16 protein-coding genes are annotated in these 15,343 nt (G+C 62.9%); 9 read left to right on the top strand and 7 right to left on the bottom strand.

The genetic code is table 11. The features are described 5' to 3' along the window. Nucleotides 1-54: 54 nt before the first annotated feature. The 7 genes from M9924_09845 (at nt 55) to M9924_09815 (ending at nt 6,921) form a co-directional block, all read left to right on the top strand. On the top strand, nt 55-717 hold the full coding sequence (locus tag M9924_09845) for a thiamine phosphate synthase (GenBank protein MCO5064709.1): 663 nt from the start codon (nt 55-57) through the stop codon (nt 715-717). Then, a complete protein-coding gene (locus M9924_09840; protein ID MCO5064708.1) occupies nt 717-1,766 on the top strand; it encodes a sel1 repeat family protein in 1,050 nt (349 codons plus the stop codon). The genes M9924_09845 and M9924_09840 overlap by 1 nt, the downstream gene beginning before the upstream one ends. Nucleotides 1,767-1,864: 98 nt before the next feature. Beyond that, complete coding sequence (gene efp, locus M9924_09835) at nt 1,865-2,431, top strand: elongation factor P (GenBank protein MCO5064707.1); 567 nt, start codon at nt 1,865-1,867, stop codon at nt 2,429-2,431. A 28-nt stretch (nt 2,432-2,459) separates the two neighbouring features. Beyond that, the gene (locus tag M9924_09830) at nt 2,460-3,260 is read left to right on the top strand and encodes an inositol monophosphatase (protein MCO5064706.1); all 801 of its coding nucleotides are present in this window, start codon (nt 2,460-2,462) and stop codon (nt 3,258-3,260) included. Nucleotides 3,261-3,358: 98 nt separating this feature from the next. Further along, nucleotides 3,359-4,369 (top strand): MotA/TolQ/ExbB proton channel family protein, encoded by a 1,011-nt coding sequence (locus M9924_09825; protein ID MCO5064705.1) that lies wholly within the window; start codon nt 3,359-3,361, stop codon nt 4,367-4,369. A 1-nt stretch (nt 4,370) separates the two neighbouring features. Beyond that, complete coding sequence (locus M9924_09820) at nt 4,371-5,399, top strand: peptidoglycan -binding protein (GenBank protein MCO5064704.1); 1,029 nt, start codon at nt 4,371-4,373, stop codon at nt 5,397-5,399. A gap of 25 nt (nt 5,400-5,424) precedes the next feature. Next, nucleotides 5,425-6,921: a carboxypeptidase M32 gene (locus M9924_09815; protein MCO5064703.1), complete on the top strand. Its 1,497-nt coding sequence runs from the start codon at nt 5,425-5,427 to the stop codon at nt 6,919-6,921. 6 nt (nt 6,922-6,927) lie between these two features. Here M9924_09815 and M9924_09810 read toward each other — a convergent pair whose 3' ends face one another. Genes M9924_09810 through M9924_09800 form a run of 3 tightly spaced genes read right to left on the bottom strand, consistent with a single transcriptional unit; the run spans nt 6,928 to nt 9,279 of the window. Then, nucleotides 6,928-7,605: a lysoplasmalogenase gene (locus M9924_09810; protein MCO5064702.1), complete on the bottom strand. Its 678-nt coding sequence runs from the start codon at nt 7,603-7,605 to the stop codon at nt 6,928-6,930. Continuing rightward, nucleotides 7,602-8,492, bottom strand: coding sequence for an EamA family transporter (locus M9924_09805; protein MCO5064701.1), 891 nt, complete (start codon nt 8,490-8,492; stop codon nt 7,602-7,604). Before M9924_09805 ends, M9924_09810 begins: the two co-directional genes overlap by 4 nt. Before the next feature lie 22 nt (nt 8,493-8,514). Next, nucleotides 8,515-9,279, bottom strand: coding sequence for a DUF3108 domain-containing protein (locus M9924_09800; protein MCO5064700.1), 765 nt, complete (start codon nt 9,277-9,279; stop codon nt 8,515-8,517). Between the two features lie 232 nt (nt 9,280-9,511). On the opposite strand from M9924_09800, the gene rpmB reads away from it, so the two are divergent. Together rpmB and M9924_09790 are read left to right on the top strand one after the other, a co-directional pair. Then, a complete protein-coding gene (gene rpmB / locus M9924_09795) occupies nt 9,512-9,805 on the top strand; it encodes a 50S ribosomal protein L28 (protein MCO5064699.1) in 294 nt (97 codons plus the stop codon). 120 nt (nt 9,806-9,925) lie between these two features. Continuing rightward, nucleotides 9,926-10,603, top strand: coding sequence for a queuosine precursor transporter (locus M9924_09790; protein MCO5064698.1), 678 nt, complete (start codon nt 9,926-9,928; stop codon nt 10,601-10,603). Nucleotides 10,604-10,868: 265 nt separating this feature from the next. Here M9924_09790 and M9924_09785 read toward each other — a convergent pair whose 3' ends face one another. From M9924_09785 to cobS, 4 genes are all read right to left on the bottom strand, one after another. Further along, nucleotides 10,869-11,798, bottom strand: a complete 930-nt coding sequence (locus M9924_09785) for an esterase-like activity of phytase family protein (protein MCO5064697.1) — start codon at nt 11,796-11,798, stop codon at nt 10,869-10,871. 98 nt (nt 11,799-11,896) lie between these two features. Then, nucleotides 11,897-13,795, bottom strand: coding sequence for a cobaltochelatase subunit CobT (gene cobT / locus M9924_09780; GenBank protein ID MCO5064696.1), 1,899 nt, complete (start codon nt 13,793-13,795; stop codon nt 11,897-11,899). A 3-nt stretch (nt 13,796-13,798) separates the two neighbouring features. Next, entirely contained in the window at nt 13,799-14,278 is a 480-nt protein-coding gene (locus tag M9924_09775; GenBank protein MCO5064695.1) for a hypothetical protein, read from the bottom strand. Nucleotides 14,279-14,287: 9 nt separating this feature from the next. Continuing rightward, nucleotides 14,288-15,274: a cobaltochelatase subunit CobS gene (cobS, locus tag M9924_09770; GenBank protein MCO5064694.1), complete on the bottom strand. Its 987-nt coding sequence runs from the start codon at nt 15,272-15,274 to the stop codon at nt 14,288-14,290. Nucleotides 15,275-15,343: the final 69 nt, after the last annotated feature.

Raw genomic sequence — 15,343 nt, 5'->3', positions numbered from 1 at the left:
TGACCTATGCCGCATTCCAACCAATATCCCGCTGCAAATGCAAAAGCGAATGCCATGACCGAGAACCCGACCCCGAACCGTTGCAGGCTGGTGCTGATCGCGCCCGAAGGCGTGGACACCGCCTCGCTGCTGAATCTGGTCGAGACGGCGCTGAAAGGCGGCGACGTGGCCTCGCTGATCCTGCCGGACTACGGCATGGACGACGCGTCCTTTCAGCGGCATGCGGCGGCGATCGCACCCGTCGCGCAGGCCGCAGGCGCAGCTGTCATTCTCAGCGGCGACACGCGCATCGCGGCGCGCATCGGCGCTGACGGTGTGCACATGGAGGGCGGGCGCGAGGCGCTCAACGACGCAATCGACCGCCTCCAGGACAAGATGGCTGTCGGCGCGGGCGGCGCAAAAACACGCGACGACGCGCTGAGCCTGGGCGAGGCGCGGCCCGACTACATGTTCTTCGGGCGCTTCGGCTACGATACGAAACCAGATTCGCATCCACGCAATCTGGCGCTCGGCACATGGTGGGCCGAAATGATCGAGATTCCCTGCATCGTCATGGGGGGATCGGAGATCGAAAGCGCTCGCGCGGTTGCCCGGACCGGCGCGGAATTCGTCGCGCTGTCGAAGGCCGTATTCTCCGCCCCGGACCCGGCTGCCGCCGTCGCCGCGATCAACACGCTGCTCGACGACCACGCCTCGGCGCTCCGGGGGGCGGCCTGATGCGGCGGCAGCTTGCGGCAGCCTTGCTGGCGAGCCTGCTGCCCGGCCTCGCGGCGGCACAGGACGATCCCGCACCGGTGGATCCGTCCCGCTTCGGCGACGCAATCGAGCCGAAGGACGCCATCGGAAAGCCGCCGGTCACCATCCTCAAATCCAAGGGGATCACGCCCAAGGCGGACGACAATTCGGAGGGCTCGATCAACCCGTCACGCTTCGGCCAGCGGAACCCCGACGAAGCCTATGGTGCATTCCAGCGCGGCCTTTACAAAACCGCCTACAATCTCGCGCTTCCGCGCGCCGAGAAGGGCGACGGGCCGGCGCAGGCGCTGCTGGCCGAGATCGTGTCGCGCGGGCTCGGCGTCCCGGCCGACATGAAACTTGCCGCCAAATGGTATGAGAAGGCCGCCGAGAACAATATTGCCGAGGCGCAATTCCAGTACGGATTGATGCTGCTCGACGGCAACACCGTGCCGAAGGACGTCCAGAAGGCGGAAAAAATGCTGAAGGCGGCGGCGGATAAAGGCAACCCGCTGGCGCAGTTCAATCTCGCCCAGCTCCAGATCACCAATGATGGCGGCCCCGAAGGCGTCAGGAAGTCCGTACCCTATTATCGCGCAGCGGCGGAAGCCGGCGTTCCGGATGCGCAATATGCAATGTCCCAGATCTACGCAAATGGCGCGGGCGGCGTCGCGCGCGATGACAAGGAAGCAAGGCGCTGGCTGGCGCTTGCAGCCAAGCAGGGCTACGACACCGCCGAAATCGACCTCGGCTCCTGGCTGGTCGAAGGCCGTGGCGGCGACCGCGACGCCGAAAAAGGCTTCCGCTGGCTGAAGCGAGCCGCCGACGGCGGCAATATCGCGGCGATGAACCGCGTCGCCAAGCTCTATATGGAAGGTATCGGCACCGAGCCGAACACCATCGACGCCGCCGCGTGGTACTTTCTGGCCCGCCGCGGTGGGCTGACCGATTACGAAATGAACGATTTTCTGGCCGGTCTGACCGACGACGAGCTGAAAAAGGCACTGGAACGGGCCAACAGGCTGCGCTGACGGAAAACGCGTTGCGCCTTGCCACAATTGATAATTTGTGGTCTTAGGCGCGCCAAAGGCGCGACCGCGCCGCGAATTTCTTTCCGAAAGCAAGACAGATGGCCAAGATCAACGGCAACGAAATCCGTCCCGGCAATGTCATCGAACATGATGGCGGCTTGTGGGTCGCGGTAAAGACCAACCATGTGAAGCCCGGCAAGGGCGGCGCCTACAATCAGGTGGAACTCAAGAACCTGATCAACGGCACAAAGCTCAACGAACGTTTCCGCTCTGCCGAAACGGTCGAGCGCGTGCGCCTCGAACAGAAGGATTTCTCCTTCCTCTATGAGCAGGGCGACTCGCTGGTCTTCATGGATACTGAATCCTACGAGCAGCTCGAACTCCAGAAGGATTTCGTCGGTGACCGCGCGGCCTTCCTCCAGGACGGCATGATGGTGACGGTCGAGCTTTACGAGGAAAAGCCCATCGGCATTTCGCTGCCCGACCAGGTGACCCTGACGATTACAGAGGCCGATCCTGTGGTGAAGGGCCAGACGGCCGCGTCGTCCTACAAGCCCGCCGTGCTTGAGAACGGCATCCGCGTGCTGGTGCCGCCTTTCATCGCATCCGGCGAACGCATCGTCGTGGACACCAACGAAATCACCTACCTGCGCCGCGCCGACTGAGCGGATCGCGCAGCAGAAAGGTTTCGACATGGCCCGTTCGGCGCTTCTCAATGTGATGGTGCAGGCCGCCATGAAGGCAGGCCGGTCGCTGGCGCGCGACTTCGGCGAAGTGCAGAATCTGCAGGTTTCGCTCAAGGGTCCGGGCGACTATGTAAGCCAGGCCGATCGCAAGGCCGAGGAGATCATATATCAGGAACTGAGCAAGGCGCGCCCCGGCTACGGGTTCCTGATGGAGGAGCGCGGCGCGGTCGAGGGTGATGACGGCCAGCACCGCTGGCTGGTCGATCCGCTCGATGGCACGACAAATTTCCTGCACGGCATCCCGATATTCTCGATTTCGATTGCACTCGAACGACAGGGACAGCTTGTTGCCGGCGTCGTGTACAATCCCGCAATGGACGAGCTTTTCACCGCCGAGCGCGGCGGCGGCGCGTTCATGAACGACCGGCGTCTGCGGGTCGCGGCGCGCCGGAACCTCTCCGATACCGTCATCGGCACGGGTATTCCCCATCTCGGGCGGGCGAATCACGGCAAATATCTGGTGGAACTGCGCAATGTGATGGCCGAGGTTTCGGGGATACGCCGGTTCGGCTCCATTGCGATCGACCTTGCCTATGTGGCGGCGGGCCGCATGGATGGCTTCTGGGAATCCGGCATGTCGCCCTGGGATCTCGGAGCCGGAATCCTGCTTGTAAAGGAGGCGGGCGGCTTCGTTTCCGACCTCGAAGGCGGCCAATCCATGCTGGAAACGGGCGGCATTTGCGCCGGAAACGAGATGATTCACCGCGCCCTGCTCAAGACCGTGCGCCTGCCCTATCAACCATCCTGAAACAATTCGAAGAAGCGTACATAAGCAAAGCCTTTCAATTGCCTTCTACTTTCGGATAGTGTTTCTGAGGCTCTTCTAGGATTCGGATGGACCGGCCTATGGCTTTATTGAACGCTCTCGGATTCGGCGATGCACGCAATCACGATCCCCACAAGCTCACCAGTCCGCGGGTGTTCCTGCTCTCGATGATCGTCTTTCTGGCGATCGTCGCGTTCATAGCAATCATCCTCACCCGCCAGATTCAGACCGCCTTCTCGACCAATCCGGGCCTGAACGGCTTGATTCTGGGTGTCCTCGTCGTCGGCATATTGCTGGCTTTCGGGCAGATCTTCCGTCTGTTCCGCGAGGTTCGCTGGGTCAATTCTTTCAGGCACGGCGAGGATGCGTCCGAGCCGATCCTGCTGGCGCCCATGAAGGCGCTGCTTGGCCGCGCAAGCTCGAACGGCTTTTCGGCAAGCTCGATGCGCACCATGCTCGATTCCATCGCCAACCGCCTCGACGAAAGCCGCGACATCTCGCGCTACCTGATCGGCCTGCTGGTATTTCTCGGCCTGCTCGGCACGTTCTGGGGCCTGCTCGGCACGATCGGCGCCATCGGCTCGACCATCCAGTCGCTCGACCCCGGAACCGGTGACGCCGCTTCGGTGCTCGATGCGCTCAAGACGGGGCTTTCCGCGCCGCTCTCCGGCATGGGCACCGCGTTCTCGTCCTCGCTCTTCGGTCTTTCGGGATCGCTCGTCCTCGGCTTCCTCGACCTTCAGGCGGGCCGCGCACAGAACCGCTTCTACACCGAGTTGGAGAACTGGCTGGCGACCGTCGCCGACCTGTCCTACGACGTGGCGGCGGTCGCGGGGCCGGCGGGCAATTCGGACGACCTCAAGGTGCTGACAGACCGTCTGCACCATCTCCAGGAAACCGGCGGCTCGAACCAGCGCGTCGCAACGGCCATGGCCAATCTCGCCGAGGGCATTTCCGGCCTTGTGAAAAACATGCGCCAGGAACAGCAATTGATGCGCGATTGGGTCGAGCAGCAATCCGAGGAGCAAAAGGCCATGCGCGAGACGCTCGAACGGATCGCAACGGCCTTGAAGCAGCGGGAGCGCAGTTGACATGGCGCTGGCGCGTGGACGCTCCGAACGCCGCGTCGACTACTGGCCGGGCTTCGTCGATGCGCTTTCGACGCTGCTTCTGTCGATCATGTTCCTGCTGTCGGTCTTCGTGCTGGCCCAATTCCTCCTGTCGCGGGAAATCAGCGGCAAGGACGAGGTGCTGAACCGCCTCAATTCGCAGATCAACGAACTGACGCAATTGCTGGCGCTGGAGCGCTCCAATTCACAGGACGCGCAGGACCAGCTTGCCGACCTGCAAGCCTCGCTGTCGGCCGCCGAAAGCGAACGGACGCGGCTTGAGCAATTACTGGCGCAGGGCGCGGGCAACGACCAGCAGGCGCAGTCGCGCATCGGCGCGCTCAGCGGCGAACTGGAAAATGAAAAGCAACTGAGCCAGCGCGCCATGTCGCAGGTCGAATTGCTGAACCAGCAGATCGCCGCCTTGCGCAAGCAGATCGGCGCGCTGGAAGACGCGCTCGATGCATCCGAAAAGCGCGACCGCGATTCCAACGCCAAGATCGCAGACCTCGGCAAGCGCCTCAACGTTGCGTTGGCGCAGCGCGTGCAGGAGCTGAACCGCTATCGGTCGGACTTCTTCGGTCGGCTGCGCGAAATCCTCTCCGACCGCGACAACATCCGCATCGTGGGAGACCGCTTCGTGTTCCAGTCGGAAGTGCTGTTTCCGGTCGGGTCGGAAACGATCAACGACGCCGGTCAGGTCGAGATGAAAAAGCTCGCCGCCGCCATCATCGAGCTGCAAAAGGAAATCCCGCCGGAGATAAACTGGGTGCTTCGTGTCGACGGCCACACGGACAATGTGCCGCTGTCGGGCACCGGGCGCTTCAAGGACAATTGGGAGCTTTCCTCCGCTCGCGCGACATCCGTCGTCAAGTTCCTGATCGCGAACGGCGTGCCCGCCAATCGCCTCGTCGCGGCGGGCTTCGGCGAATTTCAGCCGCTAGATCCGGCCGATACTGACGAGGCCCGCGGGCGCAACCGACGGATCGAGTTGAAGCTCACCGAGCGCTGAGCAACCCAGGACTGCCGGAGCAATCATGTCTTTTCAGAAACTCGATGAACTTGGCCGCAGGCTGGAAGCGCTGGAGCACGCCCTTGCGATCCTCGGCGCGGACGAGGCCACGCATATGGCAGTCGGCGGCGGCGAGAAACGCGCGGAAGCGATGGGCGCGCTGGCGGGCATGCTCCATCGCCAGGCCAGCGCCGCCGAAATCGCGGACTGGATCGACGACGCCGAGCGGGAGGACCTGAACGACGACCAGCGCGTGGCGGTCTCCGAATTCCGGCGGCACTATACCAACCTCATATGCCTTCCCTCCGAATTTGTCGAGCGCCAGACGAACCTGCGCATGCGCTGCGAGCAGCTTTGGCGCGACCTGCGCGCCAAGAACGATTGGGACGGGTTCCGCCCGGCGCTGGAAGGCGTGGTCGCCATGGTGCGCGAGGAAGCTGCGATGCGCGCCGATGCGCTCGGGCTCGACCCGTATGACGCTCTTATGGAGCAATATGATCCCGGCAACCGCGCCGCCGACATCGCGCCGGTATTCGCCGAACTGAAGGATTTCCTGAAGGGCTTCGTGCCGGAAGCGCTGGACGTGCAGGCCGGGCGCGACGCGGCGCGTCCGCGCAGACCGATGTCGGGCGCCTATGCCGTCGACCGCCAGCGGGCGCTTGGCCTTGCGATGATGGGCGCTGTCGGCTTCGACTTCACGCATGGAAGCCTGTCGGTGTCGCACCATCCGTTCTGCGGGGGCGTGCCGAGCGACGTGCGCATCACCACCCGCTACAAGGCCGACGATTTTCTCTCGGCGCTGATGGGCGTGCTCCATGAAACCGGCCACGCGCTCTATGAGCAGAACCTGCCCCGCGAATGGGCTCACTGGCCGCTCGGTCGCGCGCGCGGCATGGCCGTGCATGAAAGCCAGAGCCTGTTCGTCGAAAAGCAGCTTGGCCGCAATCCGGCCTTCTGGCGCTGGGCGCTGCCGGTAGTCGAGCGCGAACTGGGCGAGGCATGGACCATCGACGACATGCTGCCATGGGTCCATCATGTCGAACGCGGCCTGATCCGCGTCGACGCTGACGAAGTCACCTATCCGCTGCACGTCATCCTGCGCTTCGAGCTGGAACAGGAGCTGATCGCGGGCCGTCTGGAAGTGGCCGACCTGCCGGAAGCGTGGGATGCCAAGATGCGCGACTATCTCGGACTTTCAACGTTCGACAATCCCGCCGACGGCCCGATGCAGGATGTGCATTGGCCGGGCGGGGCTTTCGGCTATTTCCCTTCCTACACACTCGGCGCGCTGATGGCCGCGCAGCAATGGGCGGCCTTCGAAAAAGAACATCCGCAGGCGGATGCCGACCTTGCAGAAGGCCGTTTCGACGCAGTCAACGAATGGCGGCGCAAACACATCTGGTCGCAAGGATCGCGCTATTCGACACCGGAGCTGATCGAGCGCGCAACCGGCGAGAAGCTCGACGCGCGCTATTTCATCGACCACCTCAGGCATCGATACGGGCGGGCTGCCGCGAAATAGCGCGACCTAACCAGCGAAGATCACGCTCAATGTGAGCAAGAGCTGGGCGGCGTAGTAGAGCACCCATACCGCATGGCGCGCTGCCCATCGCCCCCGGCCGAGGCTGCTCATGACAAAGCGCTCGAGGGCCAGAACCGTATCCGACGCCATGAACAGGATCGCACCCGTCACGATCCACACAAGGCCGGTCGTCAGCGAAGCAAGGCCCATCAGCAATATGGCGGCGCCATAGGCGAGGATGGGAAATCGCAGCCCTGCAGGCACCTTGCGCAACAGGATGTTCAGCGTGGCAACCGTGGTGACGGTCATGAAAAAGGCCACCGTCAGCAGCAACGCGCCCGATACGAGCGGGGCGATCCAGCCCCGATCATGGCTGAGGAACAGCGCAATATAGGCGATATGGGCGGCGAGGAAGCTCGACAGACCGGCAAGGAATGCCCTGTCGCCTTCACGCGAAAGGCTGGCATCGCCCGCCGCGCTCAAGAGCAGCGCCAGCACCAGCAGGAGGGGCGCTCCAGTTGAGAAGGCAAGCACGGCGAGCAATGCGACCGGCAGAGCCTTGACGAGGGTGCGCCGCCAGGAGGCCGCGCCGTCGACAGCAAAGAGGTAGAGGACCGCCGAGGCGACCGAAAGCAGCAGCGTGCCGTTTTCCGTGCTTTCGATACCGCCGGGAAATGGCATCATGGCTGTGGTTCCGGCGCGGCGACCTTCTCGTCTCCAAACAGCAAAGACTTCGCGGCGAGCACAGCCCCGCCAGTGATGAGCAGGCAGGCGGCAAGGATGCGCATCGAGGGTTCCGCGAAGCCGGCGGCGATCAGCACCAACGTGGACAAAAGCGGAGAGGCGTAGCTGGCCGCACCCAGCACCTGGATATTGCCCCGCTTCACACCGTGATCCCAGGCATAGAACGCAGCGCCAACCGGCATCAGTCCAAGCCCGAGCACGGCAAACCATTGGGCGGGCGTTTCAGGCAGGACCGTTTCTTCCAGCGCAAAATGGCAGGCGAGCGAAAGCACCGCCGTTGCCGCGCAGAACCATGTGACGATGCTCGTCGGCACGCCCGGAAAGCGCCGCGACAGCAGCGAATAGCCCGACCACAGGAATGCGCAGACGAAGGCCATGGCATAGCCGAACGCATATTGCGGATCGAACGAAATGCCGCCGCCCCGGGTCACGATCAGCGCGGTGCCGAACAGGCCGAGCAGCGCGCCCGCCACATGATACCAGCGCAGCCGCTCGCCCGGCATCAGGGCCGAACCCACGACGATGAACAGCGGCCACAGATAGGCAATGAGGCTCGCCTCGACGGCAGGCGCGTTGCGCAGCGCCGTAAAATAGAAGAAGTGGTAGCCGAACAATCCGCCGATCCCGATCAGCCACACCACAGGCGGGACCGGGGTGTTTTCAACGGGCGGCGACCACATCCGCACCGCGACCCCGACCAGCGTGCCGATGGCGAACGTCATCGCCGAAAGCTGGAAAGGCGGCACCGCGCCGGATGCATCGGTCAGCAGCGCCAAAAGCGCCCACATCGCAACCGCCGTGAAGCCGATCAACGTGGCCTTTTGCATTTGCGTCCCCTCGCGGGCGCGATCAGCCCTTCGAGCGGCGCGCCGTTACCGTTACCGTGCCGATCTTGGTTCCCACGGTTGCATATACGGGGGCGTATATGCCGGTCGTGCCGAGCGGCGCAAATGCAATGGTTATTTTCGAGCGGTTTTTCAGGTAGGCCAGTGAACTGGAATCGGGCCGGTAGCCGGAAACCGGAATGAACTTCGCCGAGCAGGTGACGGCCTCGCCGCCAAATCCCGGCACATCGCCGGTCGAAACATGGCCAAGCTGGATGTTGGCGCGCATTTCACCGTCATAGACCTTGATCGTGCGATCGCACACATCGTCGGGCGATTTCGCCCGGATCAGCGTGGCCGAGATGGGGTCGGAAACAGCGCGCAAGTCGCTCGCGCGAAGCGGAACCCAGCGCCGCCGCTTCTTGGTCGGCGGAACATTGACCGTCTTGGCCACATTGCCGTCGGCGAAGGTGATGCTCGTGCGCTGCGATTTCTTGCCCGACTTGTAGTTGGTGGTAAAGGCGGCGGGAATGACGCCCTGAGGCCCAAGGCGGCCCGTAAAGGAGCTGGACCCGGTGGTGCTGTCGAATATCCTCGCAATGCCCGCGCTGCTGACCGAGCCGCTGATGCGGACCTGATCGCCCTCGAACGTGCTGGTGAAATTCGAGCGCGCGATCGGCAGGCCGAGATAGCTCACCGTATATTCGCCGGAATAGGTTTCGCCCGCGCCCGTTTCGCCGGCAACGGCGAGCGCGGTCGCAAGAGCCAATCCGATTTTGCCCAGGTTCACGATCATAGTGCTTCGGTCCGGCGCCTTTTCACACAAGGTAAGATTGTGCACAGGCACAGTCCAGAGGGGATAATTCCGGCCAGAATAAGGTTCCGCGCCGCCCGCAAAGCTTGACGCCCTGCGAAAATGCAACTAAGGGAGCGCCAACTTTCCATGAGGCCGATTGCATGATCCGCGCCTGGCCGCGCGGCGAAGCCCTTTGGCCCGAGACGAAAAACTGAAGGTACACGAAATGTCCCGCGCTTGCGAACTGACCGGCAAAGGCGTCCAGACCGGCAACAATGTCAGCCACGCGAACAACAAGACGCGTCGCCGCTTCCTGCCGAATCTCGTCAATGTGACGCTGATTTCCGAAACCCTGAACCAGAACGTGCGCCTGCGCGTGTCGGCCAACGCCCTGCGTTCGGTCGAACATCGCGGCGGGCTCGATGCGTTCCTCGCCAAGGCGGATGCCGCCGAGCTTTCGCAGAAGGCGCGCCTGCTGAAGAAGCAGATCGCCAAGAAGCAGGCCGAGCAGACCGCTTAAGCTTTCAGGCGGGGGACAACCGCCTTCGAGCCTTGACCGTTCGCGGTCGAGGCTCTTTTCTTTGAAGGCGCGAGCCTTCGCTTTCGTACTCCGACTGGTTCCATCACCCAGGATAAAAAAATGAAGAGCGCTTCACTCTATCTTCCCTTCGTGCTCGCTATGGCGGTAGTCGTCGTGGCGTCGAACATCCTTGTTCAGTTTCCCGTGCAGGGACAACTCGGCACACTGCAACTTGCCGACATCCTGACCTGGGGCGCGTTTACCTATCCGTTCGCGTTCCTCGTCACCGACCTTGCCAATCGGCGCTACGGTCCGTCCGTCGCGCGGCGCATCGTGTTCATCGGCTTCATGCTGGCGGTCGTCTGCTCGATCGTCGTGCCGCCACTCTTCTTCAAGCTCGGCCTGATCGAATTCGGGACCGCGGCCGGCCGCCTGGTCCGCGTCGCTGCCGCATCGGGCGCCGCCTTCCTGACGGCGCAATTGCTTGACGTGACGGTGTTCAACTGGTTGCGGCGCCAAAGCTGGTGGCGCGCGCCGATTTTCGGAACGCTGGCGGGTTCGGTGTTCGACACGGCGATATTCTTTTCCGTCGCATTTGCCGCAAGCTTCGCGTTCATCGGTCCGAACGACGCGTTCGCGCTTGAGCCTGCACCATTGCTCGGACTGTTCGGCATGGAGGCCGCGCGCTGGATTTCGTGGGCAATCGGCGATTTCACCGTCAAGCTGCTGATCGCGGTATTCGCCCTGATCCCCTACCGGCTGATCGTGGCGCGCTGGAGCCAGCCGGTCGCCGCCTAGAGCGGTTCACAGTTCGTTTGAATCATTCTGTTTGTCGTTTGGCGCGGCGGGCCACAAGGAAGGTCGCGAAGGACGGGCTGTTTGCCCGGTCGAGCGGCATGACGACGTGGGCGCCCGCCAAACGCAAACCCGAAGGGCCGGGCCGGTTTGCACCAAATCCTTCGGTCTTTGTCTTGTCCGGGCCACCAGCCCGACCTTCGACAAACCCCTTGGCCTTGTCGCAAACCGTCGCCGGCAGAATGCTTCAAACCAACTGCGAAACGCTCTAATCTACCAGACGGAACTCAAGATAGAGATTTCGTTGCAGCATGGACTGGTTGTCGTCCGACATGAGCGAAACCATGGTCGCACCGTCGGAGCGCTGCCAGACGTCCATCGCCTCCATATTGTCGATCTGGTAGCCCATATTGGCCTCAAGCAGGATCGGGCCGTCCGCCGCCTTGGCGCCTCCCGCGATAAGGTCGCCGGGTATCCGGCGTAGCCGCATGCCGACACCCCGCGCCATGGAAAAGGAGCGCTCCAGCAGCAGCAGGTCGCCATTGGGAAGAAATGCGCCATCCGTGATGTCGAACGGATCGTGACGCTTGACGGTGAAGATGCCTTTGCGCGGACCGCCGAGCACCGCGCCGAAAACATCGCCGTTCTTGTCGATACTTCTTTCGGTGACGATCACCAGCGCGCCTTCGAGCGGCCCGTCCTTCGGCGCATAGGTAACCGCTTCGAAGCCCCGGTTCATGCGCAATTCGCGGCGCGGGATAAGAAAATCCAGATTGGCGAACGCGTCCCGCATCCGCCCGGGCGCAATCTTGAATTGCACGATGCGATGATCCCGCTCCAGCCCGACCGTCGCCACGCCGTCACGCACCGCAAGACCTTCGGCGTCCACAAGCCACTTCTTGTTGATAGGATTGCCGTCTGCGTCCGAAAACTGCTGGATCGTGAAGTTCTCGAATCCGGTGGGACGCATTTCGGCGTCGCGTGTGACCGCGCCGAACACCCAGAAACCAGTGTCGGCCACCGCCATGAAATCCGACCCCGGTTTCAGGAAGCGGAATGCGGAGATTGCGCCAAAATCCGGGACATCGGATGTGAGTTCGAGGCCGCCGACAAATTCCAGCGGGCCGAAACGCGTCGCCTCGCTGCCGATCTCGAAGTTTCGGATGACGCGCGCCCGCACTTCGGCATGCTGGAGCATGTCACGCCCGAAGGAAGGAAAGGCAAGCGCGCAGGCAAGCGAAATCGCAAGCAGAATACCCAGTCGGCGCAGGGGCGGCAAGCGGCCCGCCAGAACCCTCATCCGGCCCGCCGCAATCCGGAGCGATTGCGGTCGCGCGGCGTTTCCTCGGCAAAGAGCGCGGCAAGCTGCTCTGTCATCGCGCCCGCCAGTTCCTCGGCATCGACGATCGTGACCGCGCGCCGGTAATAGCGCGTCACGTCATGGCCGATGCCGATGGCGAGCAATTCGACAGGCGAACGATTTTCGATCAATTCGATCACCGCGCGCAAATGACGTTCGAGATAATTGCCGGGATTCACCGACAGGGTCGAATCGTCAACCGGGGCGCCATCCGAAATCATCATCAGAATCTTTCGCTGCTCGGGTCGCCCGATCAGCCTGCTGTGCGCCCAAAGCAACGCCTCGCCGTCGATGTTCTCCTTCAGGAGTCCCTCGCGCATCATCAGGCCGAGATTGCGCCGCGCGCGGCGATAGGGTGCGTCCGCGCTCTTGTAAATGATGTGGCGCAGGTCGTTGAGCCGGCCCGGATTGGAGGCCTTGCCTTCCTTCAGCCATTTCTCGCGAGACTGGCCGCCCTTCCACGCGCGTGTCGTAAAGCCGAGAATTTCGACCGAAACGCCGCAGCGCTCAAGCGTGCGCGCCAGAATGTCGGCGCAGGTCGCTGCAACCGTGATCGGGCGTCCGCGCATCGACCCGGAATTGTCGAGGACCAGCGACACGACCGTGTCGCGGAATTTCGTGTCCCGCTCCTGCTTGAAGGAAAGCGGCTGCATCGGATCGAGAATGACGCGGGACAGCCGCGCGGGATCGAGGTAACCCTCCTCGAGATCGAAGTCCCAGGACCGGTTCTGCTGCGCCATGAGGCGACGTTGCAGCCGGTTGGCAAGGCGGCCCACCACGCCGGAAAGATTGGCGAGCTGCTTGTCGAGAAAAGCGCGCAGCCGGTCCAGTTCGTCCTCGTCGCACAATTCCTCAGCGCCGACCGTTTCGTCGAACATGGTTGTGTAGACCTTGTAGTCCACCTCCTTGTTCAGGTTCGCAAACGGATTGTCGGGGCGCTTGGCCTCACCCGGCGTCTCTGCCTCGGTGTCGTCATCGTTGGAAACGTCGTCGGCGTCGGCCTCAGCCGCCTCGGTTTCTCCGGCTGCCTCATTATCGTCGGACGATTCGGATTGCTCGGCCTCGGTGTCCTGCGCTCCGGAATCGTCCTCGCCGCCCTCCTCGGATTCCTCCTCGCCCTGCGGCTGGTTGTCGTCCTGATCCTCGGAGTCGTCGGTCTCTTCGTCGTCGCCAAGCTCGTCCGCCATTTCCATCGACACGAGCATGTCGCGGATTACCCGGGCGAACGCCTGCTGATCGTCCAGCTTTCCTTCAAGACCGCCAAGGTTCGAACCCGCCTTCTCCTCGATCCAGTCGCGCCAGAGATTGACGACCTGCTCGCCGCTTTTCGGTATCGCGCGGCCGGTCAGCTTTTCGCGCACGATCATCGCCAGCGCGTCTTCCAGCGGCGCATCCGCGCGATCGCGCACGTCGGCAAGCTGCGCCTTGGAATAGCGGTCCTCCAGCATGTAGGAGATGTTGTCGGCGACGCCGAGCATGGCACGCGAGCCGATGGATTCGACGCGCGCCTGCTCAACGGCATCGAAAATCGCGCGTGCCTGCTTGCCTTCGGGCGCCAGGCGCGCGTGCAGGCGGAAGTCATGGCGCGCGCGCTTGAGCGCCATCGAATCGCCTATGCCGCGCGTCACGCCGATGTCCGCCGCGGTCGGCTTCTTCGGCAGTTCGGGCAGACGAGCAAGATTGCCGGCAAGCGCGGGCCGGTCCTTGGCGAACGAAACCTCCAGCTCATTGTCGCCGGCGATGGCACGCACGCAAATGCCGATCGAGCGCTTCAGCGCATCGAGATCGCCGCCCGTTTTAGGCTTAGCCCGTGTGTTGTCGCCCGGCCCCGCCATGTGTCAGCCGCCCTTCGCCGCGGAAAGATCGTCGACGGCAAATTCCTTCACCGGCTTGCCGGTCGCGTCCACGTCCATCGTTCGCGCCGGTTGCAGATGCACGCCGCTGATGCCCTGGTTCTTCCCGACATAGATCACGTTGTAGAAACCGTCGAAAAAGTAGCGCCCACCATCCTTCCGATAGCCGGAGGGAAATGACAATTCCATATCGCCGTTGCGCATGTAGAGGATGAGCAAGCCACCCGCCTCTTCCGCTACGAGGCCGCCATGCTCGCCCTCGGCAACCGAAATCTTGAGGCCCAGAAACCCGTTCACCGATTCCATGGCCACGCGGACAAGGCCGTCGAAATTCGCAGCCGTGACTTCCCCACCGACACGTGAAATGAACGCCGCCCCGGCTTCAGCGCCACCGGGTGCAAGCGCGACCGAAAGCGCTGCCGCAAGCGGCAGGCTCGTCAGCAGCATTCGCCGGTCAATCAGCATGCGTCCCGTTCAGCCCAGCACCACATTGGCAGCGCTCTCCGGCAATTCCTCGCCGAAAGCGCGCTGGTAGAACTCGGCCACCACCGAGCGCTCAAGCTCGTCGCACTTGTTCAGGAAGGTCAGCCGGAAGGCGAGGCCGACATCGCCGAAAATTTCAGCGTTTTCTGCCCAGGTGATGACGGTGCGCGGGCTCATGACGGTGGAAAGATCGCCGTTCATGAAGGCCGAGCGCGTCATGTCGGCGACGCGGACCATCTTGTTGACGATCTGCTTGCCCTGCTCGTTGCGATAGTGCTTCGCCTTGGAAAGCACGATGTTCACTTCATTGTCGTGCGGCAGGTAGTTCAGCGTGGTGACGATGGACCAGCGGTCCATCTGCGCCTGGTTGATCTGCTGCGTGCCATGGTAGAGGCCGGTCGTGTCGCCGAGGCCGACCGTGTTGGCCGTCGCGAACAGGCGGAAGGCCGGATGCGGGCGAATGACGCGGCTCTGGTCCAGCAATGTCAGGCGGCCGGACGATTCCAGAACGCGCTGGATAACAAACATCACGTCCGGGCGACCCGCATCATATTCGTCGAAGCACAGCGCGATATTGTGCTGGTATGCCCATGGCAGGATGCCGTCGCGGAACTCGGTGACCTGCTTGCCGTCCTTGAGCACGATCGCATCTTTGCCGACGAGATCGATACGGCTGACATGGCTGTCCAGATTGACGCGCACGCACGGCCAGTTGAGCCGCGCGGCGACCTGCTCGATATGGGTCGACTTGCCGGTGCCGTGATAGCCGGACACCATGACGCGGCGGTTGAACGCAAAGCCGGAAAGGATCGCGAGCGTCGTCTGGCGGTCGAAGAGATAGTCGGGGTCGATGTCCGGTACATGCTCCGTCGGCTTCGAGTAAGCAGGCACGACCATGCCCGAATCGAACCCGAACTTTTCCTTCACCGACACCGTCGTATCGGGCAGATTGGCGATGTCGCGGTCGACCTTGTTCATGGCATCCTCTGTTTCCGCGTATTGCGGACAGTCCTAAAATCTCAAGTTGCGCGGTTCTTTAAAGCCTTT

The sequence above is a fragment of the Rhizobiaceae bacterium genome (genome assembly GCA_023953835.1).
Taxonomy (GTDB): Bacteria; Pseudomonadota; Alphaproteobacteria; order Rhizobiales; family Rhizobiaceae; genus Mesorhizobium_G.
The sequence above is the reverse complement of the archived record's forward strand: the minus strand, read 5'-3'. Positions and strand labels throughout refer to the sequence as shown.

Bases quoted from the DNA above. Each gene is read 5' to 3' on its own strand.
- M9924_09845 (MCO5064709.1), top strand. From the start codon at position 55: ATGACCGAGAACCCGACCCCGAACCGTTGCAGGCTGGTGCTGATCGCG.
- M9924_09840 (MCO5064708.1), top strand. From the start codon at position 717: ATGCGGCGGCAGCTTGCGGCAGCCTTGCTGGCGAGCCTGCTGCCCGGC.
- efp (MCO5064707.1), top strand. From the start codon at position 1,865: ATGGCCAAGATCAACGGCAACGAAATCCGTCCCGGCAATGTCATCGAA.
- M9924_09830 (MCO5064706.1), top strand. From the start codon at position 2,460: ATGGCCCGTTCGGCGCTTCTCAATGTGATGGTGCAGGCCGCCATGAAG.
- M9924_09825 (MCO5064705.1), top strand. From the start codon at position 3,359: ATGGCTTTATTGAACGCTCTCGGATTCGGCGATGCACGCAATCACGAT.
- M9924_09820 (MCO5064704.1), top strand. From the start codon at position 4,371: ATGGCGCTGGCGCGTGGACGCTCCGAACGCCGCGTCGACTACTGGCCG.
- M9924_09815 (MCO5064703.1), top strand. From the start codon at position 5,425: ATGTCTTTTCAGAAACTCGATGAACTTGGCCGCAGGCTGGAAGCGCTG.
- M9924_09810 (MCO5064702.1), bottom strand. From the start codon at position 7,605: ATGATGCCATTTCCCGGCGGTATCGAAAGCACGGAAAACGGCACGCTG.
- M9924_09805 (MCO5064701.1), bottom strand. From the start codon at position 8,492: ATGCAAAAGGCCACGTTGATCGGCTTCACGGCGGTTGCGATGTGGGCG.
- rpmB (MCO5064699.1), top strand. From the start codon at position 9,512: ATGTCCCGCGCTTGCGAACTGACCGGCAAAGGCGTCCAGACCGGCAAC.
- M9924_09790 (MCO5064698.1), top strand. From the start codon at position 9,926: ATGAAGAGCGCTTCACTCTATCTTCCCTTCGTGCTCGCTATGGCGGTA.
- M9924_09785 (MCO5064697.1), bottom strand. From the start codon at position 11,798: ATGCTCCAGCATGCCGAAGTGCGGGCGCGCGTCATCCGAAACTTCGAG.
- cobT (MCO5064696.1), bottom strand. From the start codon at position 13,795: ATGGCGGGGCCGGGCGACAACACACGGGCTAAGCCTAAAACGGGCGGC.
- M9924_09775 (MCO5064695.1), bottom strand. From the start codon at position 14,278: ATGCTGATTGACCGGCGAATGCTGCTGACGAGCCTGCCGCTTGCGGCA.
- cobS (MCO5064694.1), bottom strand. From the start codon at position 15,274: ATGAACAAGGTCGACCGCGACATCGCCAATCTGCCCGATACGACGGTG.